The 11,995-nt window shown below is 45.1% G+C and carries 15 protein-coding genes and 1 rRNA gene; 15 read left to right on the forward strand and 1 reads right to left on the reverse strand.

The features are described from left to right. The 4 genes from rrf to HMPREF0581_RS02940 all read left to right on the forward strand — a co-directional run. Nucleotides 1-74 (forward strand): 5S ribosomal RNA (rrf, locus tag HMPREF0581_RS09115); the annotation flags it as partial. Nucleotides 75-477: 403 nt separating this feature from the next. Beyond that, the gene (locus HMPREF0581_RS02930) at nucleotides 478-690 is read left to right on the forward strand and encodes an AbrB/MazE/SpoVT family DNA-binding domain-containing protein (RefSeq protein WP_036380378.1); all 213 of its coding nucleotides are present in this window, start codon (nucleotides 478-480) and stop codon (nucleotides 688-690) included. Beyond that, entirely contained in the window at nucleotides 668-1,426 is a 759-nt protein-coding gene (locus HMPREF0581_RS02935) for an ABC transporter ATP-binding protein (RefSeq protein WP_330371653.1), read from the forward strand. The genes HMPREF0581_RS02930 and HMPREF0581_RS02935 overlap by 23 nt, the downstream gene beginning before the upstream one ends. Then, nucleotides 1,423-2,076, forward strand: coding sequence for an ABC-2 transporter permease (locus tag HMPREF0581_RS02940; protein ID WP_242835192.1), 654 nt, complete (start codon nucleotides 1,423-1,425; stop codon nucleotides 2,074-2,076). The genes HMPREF0581_RS02935 and HMPREF0581_RS02940 overlap by 4 nt, the downstream gene beginning before the upstream one ends. A 318-nt stretch (nucleotides 2,077-2,394) precedes the next feature. Here HMPREF0581_RS02940 and HMPREF0581_RS02945 read toward each other — a convergent pair whose 3' ends face one another. After that, entirely contained in the window at nucleotides 2,395-3,078 is a 684-nt protein-coding gene (locus HMPREF0581_RS02945) for a TrkA C-terminal domain-containing protein (protein ID WP_036380380.1), read from the reverse strand. Nucleotides 3,079-3,330: 252 nt separating this feature from the next. Between HMPREF0581_RS02945 and HMPREF0581_RS02950 the strand changes: the two genes are divergently transcribed. The 11 genes from HMPREF0581_RS02950 (at nucleotide 3,331) to HMPREF0581_RS03000 (ending at nucleotide 11,987) form a co-directional block, all read left to right on the forward strand. Beyond that, nucleotides 3,331-4,827: an APC family permease gene (locus HMPREF0581_RS02950; RefSeq protein ID WP_036380381.1), complete on the forward strand. Its 1,497-nt coding sequence runs from the start codon at nucleotides 3,331-3,333 to the stop codon at nucleotides 4,825-4,827. 465 nt (nucleotides 4,828-5,292) lie between these two features. Further along, nucleotides 5,293-5,658, forward strand: a complete 366-nt coding sequence (locus HMPREF0581_RS02955; protein ID WP_009643879.1) for a sigma factor-like helix-turn-helix DNA-binding protein — start codon at nucleotides 5,293-5,295, stop codon at nucleotides 5,656-5,658. A gap of 56 nt (nucleotides 5,659-5,714) precedes the next feature. After that, nucleotides 5,715-7,058: a signal recognition particle protein gene (ffh, locus tag HMPREF0581_RS02960; protein ID WP_036380382.1), complete on the forward strand. Its 1,344-nt coding sequence runs from the start codon at nucleotides 5,715-5,717 to the stop codon at nucleotides 7,056-7,058. Between the two features lie 63 nt (nucleotides 7,059-7,121). Then, complete coding sequence (gene rpsP, locus HMPREF0581_RS02965; protein ID WP_009643892.1) at nucleotides 7,122-7,364, forward strand: 30S ribosomal protein S16; 243 nt, start codon at nucleotides 7,122-7,124, stop codon at nucleotides 7,362-7,364. A 15-nt stretch (nucleotides 7,365-7,379) separates the two neighbouring features. Further along, a complete protein-coding gene (locus tag HMPREF0581_RS02970) occupies nucleotides 7,380-7,613 on the forward strand; it encodes a KH domain-containing protein (RefSeq protein WP_009643898.1) in 234 nt (77 codons plus the stop codon). A gap of 113 nt (nucleotides 7,614-7,726) precedes the next feature. Beyond that, the gene (gene rimM, locus HMPREF0581_RS08245) at nucleotides 7,727-8,302 is read left to right on the forward strand and encodes a ribosome maturation factor RimM (RefSeq protein WP_051426905.1); all 576 of its coding nucleotides are present in this window, start codon (nucleotides 7,727-7,729) and stop codon (nucleotides 8,300-8,302) included. Next, nucleotides 8,292-9,065, forward strand: a complete 774-nt coding sequence (gene trmD / locus HMPREF0581_RS02980) for a tRNA (guanosine(37)-N1)-methyltransferase TrmD (RefSeq protein WP_084645326.1) — start codon at nucleotides 8,292-8,294, stop codon at nucleotides 9,063-9,065. The genes rimM and trmD overlap by 11 nt, the downstream gene beginning before the upstream one ends. Before the next feature lie 265 nt (nucleotides 9,066-9,330). Beyond that, nucleotides 9,331-10,350, forward strand: coding sequence for an HlyD family efflux transporter periplasmic adaptor subunit (locus tag HMPREF0581_RS02985; RefSeq protein WP_036380384.1), 1,020 nt, complete (start codon nucleotides 9,331-9,333; stop codon nucleotides 10,348-10,350). Continuing rightward, a complete protein-coding gene (locus HMPREF0581_RS02990; RefSeq protein ID WP_009643899.1) occupies nucleotides 10,350-11,048 on the forward strand; it encodes a YggS family pyridoxal phosphate-dependent enzyme in 699 nt (232 codons plus the stop codon). The genes HMPREF0581_RS02985 and HMPREF0581_RS02990 overlap by 1 nt, the downstream gene beginning before the upstream one ends. Before the next feature lie 114 nt (nucleotides 11,049-11,162). Beyond that, nucleotides 11,163-11,699, forward strand: a complete 537-nt coding sequence (locus tag HMPREF0581_RS08250) for a cell division protein SepF (protein ID WP_009643908.1) — start codon at nucleotides 11,163-11,165, stop codon at nucleotides 11,697-11,699. A gap of 3 nt (nucleotides 11,700-11,702) precedes the next feature. Next, nucleotides 11,703-11,987, forward strand: coding sequence for a YggT family protein (locus HMPREF0581_RS03000; protein WP_009643887.1), 285 nt, complete (start codon nucleotides 11,703-11,705; stop codon nucleotides 11,985-11,987). Nucleotides 11,988-11,995 lie beyond the last annotated feature (8 nt).

Consider the following 11,995-nt stretch of genomic DNA (forward strand, 5'->3'; position numbering starts at 1 on the left):
ACACAGAAGTTAAGCTCTTTAGCGCTGAAGATACTTGGTGGGAAGCTGCCTGGGAAATTAGGACGTCGCCGGTTTTTTTATGCCAAAAAATATCAGAAAGTCTCGATTATGCGCACAGACACCGGATGCGATATAAAAACTGCATGCGCATAAACATCGGAATCGATGTAAATATAACCTGTAATAAGATAAAACCAACACCTTACTACCGGATTACCACGCATAAATGAGCTTTTGTACGATGCTTCCCCTTGAAAGGTGGAGCTTAAAAATACACTTCCAATATAAATCGAATATTAGTAAATCTAGGTGCTTCAAATATGAGGTGTCTATTTTTTTAACCAATTTGAAAAGCTGTGATGAGAATAGGATACATCAGCAATACTTGTTTTTCTGAGATTTTATAGTATAATAAATCATACAAATCATACAAATCATATAAGTTATATTAGTCGTATTAAAGGGAGGCCGATTATCGTGAAAACACCAAAAGGTAAATATGCTTGGACAGCTACAGTTGGTGAAAAAGGTCAGATAGTAATACCGAAACAGGCACGGGAAATATTTAATATTAAACCCGGTGATACCATTCTGCTTCTCGGTGATGAAAAAAGAGGTATTGCTATACCTCCAAAAGGAACATTTGCACACTTGATGGAAGTAGCTTTTGAAGAAAAAGAGGATGAATGATATGGAATATATTCTCGAGGTAAATAATCTGACGAAAATCTATCCGGCTTTTGAACTAAAACCTATCAGCTTTAATATTGAGGCGGGTGAAGTTATGGGGTTCATAGGCAGAAACGGTGCAGGCAAAACTACGGCACTAAAATCTATCTTGAACCTTGTACATCCCGAAGCAGGCAGTGTTCATATTCTTGGAATGGATTATCTGAACAATGAGGATAAGATCAAACAGCAGATTAGTTATGCAGTAGGTGGGATCAATTATTATAAAAGAAAAAAGTTAAAGGATATTGTAGCCATTACACGTATTTTCTATGAAAATTGGGACAATGAGGCATATCATCACTACCTTGCTGCATTTAAGCTTGACGAAAACAAGAAGATCATAGAGCTTTCTGAGGGGATGAAGGTAAAATTCTATCTAACATTGGCTCTTTCTCATCATGCAAGGCTTTTAATCTTGGATGAGCCGACGAGTGGACTTGATCCGGTATCCAGAGATGAAATGAATGAAATTTTTCGACAACTTGCCGAAAAAGGTGTAGCGATCTTGTTTTCTACACATATTACCAGTGATTTAGAGAAATGTGCGGATACTATCACCTACATCAAAAATGGAGAATTGCTTTTATCTACGAAAAAAGAAGAGTTTATCCGTTATTATACAAGGGAAATAGGTGGTGCACCAACACTTGAAGATATTATGGTGTATATCGAAAGAGAAGAGGTGAATCTATGATGAAAAAACTTCTTTATAAGGAAATGAAGTTATCAGCAAATCCTTTGAGCTATTGTTTTATTGTCTTTTCGGTTATGACAATGATTCCAAGATATCCCATTCTTGTCGGTTCTTTTTTTATCTGTCTTGGCATTTTTCATACTTGCCAGCAGATTCGTGAATACGATGATATTACATATACGGTTATGCTGCCGGTTAAGAAACAAGACGTAGTTACAGCTAAATATCTATTTGTTCTGTTTATCGAATTGATGTCTTTTATTTTATGTGCATTGCTAACGATTATTAGAATGAAATTCTTGGGAAATGCCGCTCCTTATGTTACAAATCAATTGATGAATGCAAATGCAGCTTATCTTGGATATATGATGATTGTATTTGCGTCATTTAACAGTATTTTTCTCGCAGGCTTTTTTAAAACAGCTTACAAGATCGGGAAACCTTTTATACTATTCTGCTTAGTAAATTTTATTGTAATAACCGTGGGGGAGGTGCTGCATCATATTCCCGGTTTAGAAAGTTTGAATGAGCCTTCCGATTTAAACGTATTACAGGTTGTCATATTGGCAATTGGCATCATCATGTTTGCGTTATGTACATTGTTATCATATCGAAGAGCGATGAAGAATTTTGAAGAAATTGATTTGTAAAGCTTAGTACATTAGTTAATATTTCTTTATTGATGAAAACAGGACAAAGGTACGGTTATGCAGATAAATCCGAAATCGTAAAAGGTTGTGTGATTGAAGTGTGCAAGGGTGTCGTGTTGAACCCAAAACACGGATTACAATGAGGAGAAATGAGGCGATTGGCTTGAGAGAATCAATCTTGGTGATCGACGATAAGTGTATTTGCTCACACTCTCGCCATCGCCTCTATTATCCTTTCAGTTTTGACTACCGGCGTCGCCGTATGCAGAAGTAGAAATTAAGCAGCTATAGAGCTTGTCTTAATCGTTTTAGGCAATATCAGAACTTAGTTATGTTGCTTTGTTCAGACAGCAATGCCGGATTTGGATCAGGCGAATTGAACAGGTTGAGCATCTTTTGCCTGGATAAGTCGTTCCCTACAAATAGAAGCACATCGCCATCCTTGACTCTTTCGTATGGGCCAGGTGATATTGTTGTCTCTTCTCCTCGCTTTATTGCCACAATAGTTGCGCCGGTCTGTTGCCATATGTTGAGTTCACCGATTGATTTACCGATAAAGTTGCAGTTAGAATCAATCTTCATATCGTGCGGCTTGAGATATGATGTGTTGTGATCTCTTGCATTGCGTGCTATCAAATCATCAAGAAGCTTTGCAAGGTTCTCGAGATTGCGCCTCTGAGTAGCTATGGCATCGACAATCTGTTCTCTTGTCTGTGCAATGGATATCGAATCGTGAAACCTCTCAAAATACAGTTGTGCCTTTTCGCGAGAAGCAACATATGTGCCGCTGCCCTGTTTTACAGTGACAATTCCCATATCTACGAGAACTTGCATTGCTTTGCGAGCTGTTTCAGGGGATACATGAAAAGTGGTGGCGATGGTGGATCTGGAAGTAATTCGATCTCCGACCTCGTACCAGCCTTCAGCGATTTTTTCAGCCATTTCGACAGCAATCTGCTGATATCTTGATTCATATACCCTTGTATCTTCGATTGTAGACATGAAGAACCTCCTCGTAAATTATCGCCTATGATTATAACATCTTAGGGCACAAATAGCATCATAAGCGGGTGGGAATAATTTTTCTTTGACAAAGTGCCAACATTGAGATACAATAGTGTTGGCATTAAATATAGTCACTCGCACATAGTGGCGAATCAGGGATTCGATTTTGAATGAGAATCTCAATTGGAAAAGGAAATTATATATTGCGATTAATGCAGATATTGAATTATTTGAAAGGATGTGTCAGTAATGACCAAAAAATCTGAGTTCGATAAGGTGTTATCTTCAAAAGATATATTGGTAATTGCATTTGGAGCTATGATTGGCTGGGGCTGGGTCATTTCGACCGGTGATTGGATTCACAGAGGCGGAGTGCTTGGCGCGGCAATCGGGTTTGCGCTTGGTGGAATTATGATATTCTTTGTCGGTCTCACATATGCTGAGCTGACTGCAGCGATGCCGCAGTGTGGAGGCGAACATGTATTTAGTTACAAGGCCATGGGAGCGGTTGGTTCATTCATATGTACCTGGGGGATTATCCTCGGTTACGTCGGAGTTGTGTGCTTCGAGGCTTGCGCGTTTCCGACGATCGTGTCGTATATATTTCCAAGGTTCCTGAAGGGATATCTGTATACGGTTGCCGGGTTTGACATCTATGCATCTTGGCTTGCCCTTGCGGTTGCTACGGCTGCGCTTATGACGTTTATCAACATACTCGGTGCCAAGACGGCTGCGATAGTGCAGACTATTTTGACGGCTATAATATTTAGCGTAGGCGTTCTGCTCATCGTAACGTCGACAGTACGCGGAGATATAGGCAACCTGATGCCACAGCTTTTTGCGGGAAGAGGAAATCAGTCGGCCATCAGCCACGTGATGCACGTAGCGGTTATGACACCTTTCTTCTTCATAGGATTCGACGTAATTCCTCAGGCAGCGGAGGAGATTCAGGGGTCGCTCAAAAAGATAGGCAAGATACTGATCATGTCGATAATTATGGCGGTAGCGTTCTACGCGCTGGTTATAATTGCGGTTGGATACCTGATGAATCCTTCGGAGATCAGTGCATCGATGAAGGGTGCAGGGCTGGTAACAGCGGATGCGATGGCTAAAGCATATGGAACCAAGGCAATGGCCGATGTGGTTATCATCGGCGGGCTTTGCGGAATCGTTACGAGCTGGAACTCGTTTATGATAGGCGGAAGCCGTGCGATGTACTCGATGGCGGATTCCAATATGATTCCAAAGGCTTTTGCGAAGCTGCATCCAAGGTTTAAGACTCCTGTAAATGCACTTTTGCTTATCGGAGTTATCTCGATGTTCGCGCCGCTTGCCGGTAGGCAGATGTTGGTGTGGATATGCGACGCAGGAAACTTGGGCTGCTGCCTGGCATACTGCATGGTATCGATTTCGTTCCTGATCTTGAGGAAAAAGGCTCCTGAGATGCCAAGACCATATAGAGTAAAACATTACAAATTCGTAGGAATTATGGCAGCCGTGCTGTCTGGTGGAATGGTTTCGATGTACCTGATTCCCGGTTCGGGAAGTACGCTGGTAACGCAGGAGTGGCTGATGGCCGGAGGTTGGGCTCTGATGGGGGCTGTGTTCTTTGCGATAAACAAGAAGAAGTACGGAGAGCAATTCGGAAAGCACCTTGATATTGCTGTAGAGTATTCGGCGGAGGACCTGGAAGCTATGAGAGAGCACAAGACAGTTAGAACTGCAAGCGATGTGCGAGTTTCGTAAAGAGCGAACATGAAATGAGCATGAAACCAATAAAAATTTTTAATATATAGTGCAAAAAAATATAAACTGTTGTATAATATAGGCGATAAGAAAGAGAAGAGTTTTGGAGGATGGTCCAATGATTATGTAATGGATTTCGAGATATGTTGATACTTATAACTGTGGAGGGTAGACCGAAGGTTTAGGTAAGATTTCGGAATAGGTTAAAGCTTATGACTGTGGAGGATAGACCAAAGGTTTAGTAAGTAATTTGGAAAGGGCTATTGCTTATAACTGTGGAGGGCAGACCAAAGGTTTAGTAACAGATTAGAATTAGCGTATACACTTCAAGATACGGAGGAAGGTCCGGTGTACAGATAGTAATTTGTCGGAGATGATCTCCAATTGAGTAGTGGGATAAGTGCTTTAGAGGGTGTCAAGAGGAATGCTTGACACCCTCTTTTTGTTATGGTATAGTCTTACGGTATGAAAGAAAGTATAAGCAATGTTGAATATACAAGCTTGATGTATGACTTCTACGGTGGTCTGCTCGATGACAGCAAAAGAGAGATTATGGATTTGTACCATGAGGACAATCTGTCTCTGACGGAGATTGCCGAGGAGCTCGGGATGACTAGGCAGGGGGTGCATTATACGCTCAAGAAGGCGGAGGGCATACTTGAGAACTACGAAGATGCGCTCGGGCTTGTTGCGGTGTGGAAGAACAACAATGAACTGGTGGCAGAAGCTGATTCGCTGGTGGAGAAGATGCAGTCGATAGATGATGATGCTGAGCTGCACGGTGCGCTTGCGAGGATGAACGAGATTTTGCATAAGGCTTTGGATTTATAAGATAGAGATGGCTGCTAATCCGCGGATGAGCAGCGAGATGGAGAGATACGGAAGAGATGGCATTCGAAGGATTATCGGAAAAGCTACAAGAGACATTTCGTAATCTGCGAGGCAAGGGCGTTGTAAGCGAGAAGGATATCGATGCGGCGATGCGCGAGGTTAAGCTCGCGCTGCTTGAGGCCGATGTTAACTTTAAGGTAGTAAAGCAATTCGTCGCTACAATCAAGGACAAGGCTATGGGTGCGGATGTGCTCAAGAGCCTGACTCCCGGGCAGCAAGTGCTCAAGATCGTGAAGGAAGAGCTCGTGGACATGATGGGCGGTGCGAACAGCAAGCTCACATATTCGCCAAGCGGATTCACAGTATATATGATGGTCGGTCTTCAGGGAACCGGCAAGACCACAACCTGCGGAAAGCTGGCAGCGTGGCTCAAGCAGAACGGTAAGAAGCCTATGCTGTGCGCGTGCGATGTATATAGGCCGGCAGCTATCGACCAGCTGGAGGTAGTGGGCAAGGCGGTCAATACTCCCGTGTTTACGCTGAGGGAGTCTAATGAACCGCTTGCCATCGCAAAAGCTGCTGTCGAAGAGGCGAAGCGCAAGGGCTGTAATGTACTGATTGTTGATACAGCGGGACGTCTGCAGATAGATGAAGCCCTTATGGATGAGCTTGTTCAGCTTAAAAAGGGTATCAGGCCGCATGAGATCCTGCTTGCGGTGGACGCTCTCACAGGTCAGGATGCGGTAAATATCGCAGCCGGTTTCAATGAGACACTTGGAATTGATGGAATCATCATGACCAAGATGGATGGTGACTCCCGTGGAGGTGCTGCGCTCTCGACCAAGATGGTTACGGGCAAGCCAATCAAGTTCATGGGTACCGGCGAGAAGTATAACGCTCTCGAGCCATTTCATCCGGATAGAATCGCTTCCAGAATCCTGGGGATGGGCGATGTGATGAGCCTTATCGAGCAGGCTGAAAACGCGTATTCTGAAGAGGAAGCTGCCAGGATGGAGGAAAAGTTCAGGAAGAATCAATTCGACCTCAACGACTTCCTCAACCAGATGGGACAGATCAACAAGATGGGCGGAATCGCTAAGCTTATCGATATGATTCCCGGTATTTCGGCGGCTGACAAGAAGCAGATAGATTTTGAAAAAGGCAAGAAGGATCTGGATAGGATGAAGGCAATCATCCAATCGATGACTAACGAAGAGCGCGAGAACCCTAATATTCTCAATGCCAGCAGAAGAAAGCGTATCGCTGCCGGCAGCGGTCAGACGGTACAGAGCATCAATCAGCTGATTAAGCAATTTGATCAGATGAAAGCGATGATGAAGCAGTTTAATAATCCTAAGGCACTCAAGAAAAATAGACTTTTTAGAGGACTAATGGGTTAGCTTAAAACAAATTTATTTTGTTGAGCATAAAATTATATTTTATAAGATAATCAGGAGGAACAAATGGTTAAGATCAGATTGAAGAGAATGGGAGCTCACAAGAAGCCTTTCTACAGAGTTGTAGTTGCCGATTCCAGAACTCCAAGAAACGGAAGATTTATCGAGGAGATCGGTACTTACGACCCTCTAAAGGATCCGGCTGAGATCAAGATTGATAACGAGGCTGCACAGAAGTGGCTCGCTAACGGCGCACAGCCTACCGACACTGTTAGAGCTCTGCTCAAGAAGTCGGGTTGCTTGAAGTAAGGAAGGAAGTAGATGATGGCCGGCTTAGTTGAATCAATTGCCAAAGCGTTAGTATCAAGGCCTGCCGATGTTGTTGTGACCGAAGAGGATCATGGCAACGAAATAGTGATTAAGCTCAGTGTCGCTAAGGAAGACATGGGTAAGATCATTGGCAAACAGGGACGTATTGCCAAGGCGATTAGAACTGTTGTCAAGGCAGCTGCTATCAAGCAGAACAAGAGAGTCACTGTTGATATCGTTGAAGAGTAGCGCGACTCGGACAATTATCATTATCAAGGCATGCGTGGTTCACGCATGCTTATTTCTATAATAAAGAACTATAAATGTGAAGTGTGTGTTCAGTGCGGCGTACGGAGGTACTTATGTCTCTTGCAAATGACAGGACTATGGTAAATATAGGCAGGCTTGGTGCTGCGGTTGGCCTCAAGGGCGAGGTAAGGGTATTGCTCTATGCGGACGATTCCGAGAACCTGTATGAGGGCGCGGTGCTTCTGATAGATGCCGACAGATTCAGTGCAGGCGTTGATGATAATTCGGTATATGGAGTGAGACACTCTGCAGAAATTGAGGTTGAGGCTGTTCGTTATCAGAAGGGCAAGCCTGTTGTCAAGTTCAGCGGAGTTCTGGACAGGACTGCTGCTGAGAAGCTGACCGGAGCGGAGCTGTGCATACCGGAGAGTGAGCTGGCAGAGCTTGAAGATGGACATTATTATTATCGAGACCTGATCGGGCTTGAAGCTCGCGATTGTGATAGCGGAGCTGCGATTGGAACCGTGAGTGATATCATTGACAACACTTCGCAGAGCTTACTTGAAATAGAGCGAGGAAACGGAGACAAGGTGCTGATTCCTTATGTGGACGCCTTTGTCAAGGCTGTGTCGCTTGAGGATGGAGTTATTGAGATTGCTGTTATTCCGGGACTGATAGATGAAGATTAATATTATGACGCTGTTTCCGGAGATGTTTGAGCCGATTAAAGCCAGCATGCTGGGAAGAGCTGCCGATAATGGAATTATCGAGCTGAATATTGTAAATATTAGGGATTATACTGAGGATAAGCATTGTCGCGTCGACGACACGCCTTTTGGCGGCGGCGCGGGCATGCTTATGCAGGTTCAGCCTATTATCACCTGCTACAGGCAGAATGAGTTCGCAGGCAGAACTATCTACATGTCGCCGCGCGGGCGCAAGCTCTCGCAGCAGCTGGCTGCGGAGCTTGCAGGCGAGGGCGAGCTCACGATCCTGTGCGGTCATTATGAGGGCGTGGATGAGCGCGCCCTCGCCGAGCTCTCCGCCGAGGAGATCTCTATCGGAGACTATGTGCTGACCGGCGGAGAGCTGCCCGCTATGGTGTTGATTGATACTGTAGCGAGATTCGTGCCGGGTGTATTGGCGTCCGATGAGTCAGTGATGGAGGAATCGATATATTCCGGCCTGCTGGAGTATCCACAGTACACCAGACCGAGGTCGATGACCGAGGGCGATGTGCCGAATGTATTGCTCAGCGGAGACCATCGGAAGATTGAGCTCTGGAGATTTGAACAGTCTATGAGACTGACCAGAGAGCGAAGACCGGAGCTATGGGCAGACTTCGTCCGGAAATTCCGAGCAGACGAGAAGGCTTATCCCAAGAAGGAACGCCTTCTCATCAAATCGATAATAGACGAATGTCAGACTGAGATTAACCCGCCACTCAAATAGCAATAATTGCTAAGATGCATCGCTGCTGAACCGGTTGTATAAATTATAAAACGCTGCTGTACCGGCTCCGGGGAAGAACTGTCTGTCTTTGTCGAATGCAACCAATGCAAAGGTATAAAGCGCTTATGCGCCGACACCGGTGCAGACATTGCAGTAGCGCTGAGCGTAAGAGTAAAGAGCGCCGCTGCGGATGCGTTGATTAGAAACATTATAAAATATTGTTATAATACGTTGTTTCGTGTAGAATCATTCCGTAGAGGTGTGCATGATGAAGAAAAAGGCCGTATTTTGGGGAGTTATATATGTGATAGCACTGTTTGCCGTCATGGTAATCGTGTATGTGTTGCCGCCGGTGGCAGGCCTTTTTGACAGGTCCTACGTTGCTAAGTACGGCAGCGTTGAAGTGCAGGATGACGCAGATGGCTATATGGTCAGAAATGAGACTGTATACACGGCAGGTAAGGCCGGAACCGTAAAGCACTCCGTGAACGAAGGGGAGCTGATAAAGGGTACAACCAACGTGATTAAGCTCTCCGGCGAAGGTGCGGACAAGGGCAACAAGGATTTTGCGGCGATTATCAAGAAAATGGATAAGGATCGGGTTGTAAATACCGTTAACGGCAACGCAGAGCACCCGGGCTATGTGAGCTACAATGTGGATGGTCTGGAATATTTGAACGAAAGCAATATACACAAGCTGACGGAAAAGAAGCTCGATAAGCTCGGCAAGGCCAAGCCGGAGAAGCTGAGCGAAGGGAAGGTTGCAAAGGGCGATCCTGTGTTTAAGATAATTGAAAATGGCAGCTGGTGGTATGTGTTCTACGCAGATAGGGATGTCGCTAAGCATTATGCCAAGGGACAGAACGTCAAGATTGAAATTGGCGACAAGAAGATGGACGCGATTGTCGAAGATGTGCAAAAGAGCAAGAAAGACTCCGCTAATGTCAGGATAGTTCTGCGCTCCAGGCAGTATTTTGACAGATTCATTTCGGGACGACAGGAGAATGCCAAAATAACGGCGGCCGGCTCGGATGGAGTAGTAATAGAGACGAGGAGCATCGTAGAGAAAAACGGCAATAAGGGCGTAGTGACCAAGGACAAGGTTGGCAGGCTGCAGTTTAAGCCGGTCAGTATCAAGGCCGACAACGGCAAGCAAGCGGCAGTGTTTGAAGATATCTATATGGACAGCAAGGGTAATTACGTCAAGACGATAAGCACGTATGATGAAGTTGTGAAATCGCCGAGCAAACGCGACATCAGGAAAGCAAAGGACGTTAGCAAATAATGAGTATCAGGGAGAATTATCTGGAGATATTGAAGCGCAAGAATGAAGCTGCCAAGCGCGTCGGAAGGAAGGCGGAGGATGTATTGTTGCTGGCGGTAACTAAAAAGCATGTGCCGTCAGAGCTGCAGGAGGCTCTCGACGCCGGTGCGACTGACTTCGGTGAGAACAAGGTACAGGAGCTGCTAAGCAAATACGACGAGATCTACCCTGAAAGGTGGCACCTGATTGGGCATCTGCAGACCAACAAGGTCAAGCAGGTTATCGACAAGGTGACGATGATTCATTCGGTGGATTCGATCAAGCTGGCCAAGGAGATTGATAAGCGGGCTGCTGCGGCTGATTTGGTTATGGACATCCTGATTGAAATTAACCTGGCTGAGGAGGAATCCAAGACGGGAATTGCTAAGGCTGAGGTATTTGAACTCGTAGCTTCGATTGTCAATACTTGTGACCACATCAGGGTGCGCGGTATCATGTGTATTCCGCCAAGGGGAGACACTCCTGAGGATTCTCGTAAATATTTCAGAGAGGCGAGATCAATTTACGATAAGCTACGGAATTCCGAGCTGCCGACAGCGCGCGCTCCCATCGACACGCTGTCGATGGGAATGTCCGCAGACTTTGAAATTGCAATTGAAGAGGGTGCTACGATTGTAAGGGTGGGAAGTTCAATTTTTGGACAGCGCGACTACCGTTAATATGGTAAAATAAATTGATATGGAGTGAGAAAATCTCACGCAGTTTTCATTGAAAAATGAAAATTGGGCATATAATGATATAAATATTAATTGACGTAAATGGAGGAAATAGCCATGGGTTTGAAAGATGCCTTTAAAGCGGCAATCGGAATGGAAACAGAAGACGAGATTGAGGTTTCGGAGGATGAGATTGCTGAAGAGATGAATAAGATGAGAGGCGGTGATAAGCCTGCCGCGCCTATGAGTCAGTCCAGGCCTGAGACCGGCATCCACAAATCAGACGCATCTTATGACAAGATTGAGCCGCTTATCTCGAAGGGCCCTCAGAACAAGGCTTATTCGATGAACGGTTCAGGACCTTTCAAGATGCTGGTGATCGAGCCTAAGAACTTCGATGAGTGTACCAAGCTCGTTGACAACCTAAAATCGAGAAAACCGGTAATCATCAATCTTGAGCACGTTGAGACCGATCTTGCTCGCAAGATGTTTGATTTTCTCAGCGGTGCGACTTATGCTCTTAATGGAAATGTTCAGAGAGTCACATCCAACATTTTCATCTTTGCACCTGCTAATGTTGATATAGCTGCTAAGGTTAATCGCGAGAGTGCCGAAAACGGGCAGATTGGCGAGAAGAGCAGCCCTTGGAGGTAACCGATGGAACTGATTCTGATCAGGGCTGTTTCATGGTTCTGCTCGATACTGCAGATGCTTTTGGTGGTTACAGCCATACTCAGCTGGTTTGCGGGAGCAAGCGAAACCGTCAGAGGCCTATATCAGATGGGAACGCAGCTCACAGCGCCGCTGGTTGATCCTATAAGAAGGTTCATCAATAGAGGTGGGGATTCCCGCATGATGGTCGACTTTTCGCCGTTGATTGCATTTTTCCTCATTGAGATAGTTCAGAAAATACTTATTAGGATAATTCTAATGATTTTTTAGGCGGAAGC

It is taken from the genome of Mogibacterium timidum ATCC 33093 (assembly GCF_000525775.1).
GTDB classification, from domain to species: Bacteria; Bacillota; Clostridia; order Peptostreptococcales; family Anaerovoracaceae; genus Mogibacterium; species Mogibacterium timidum.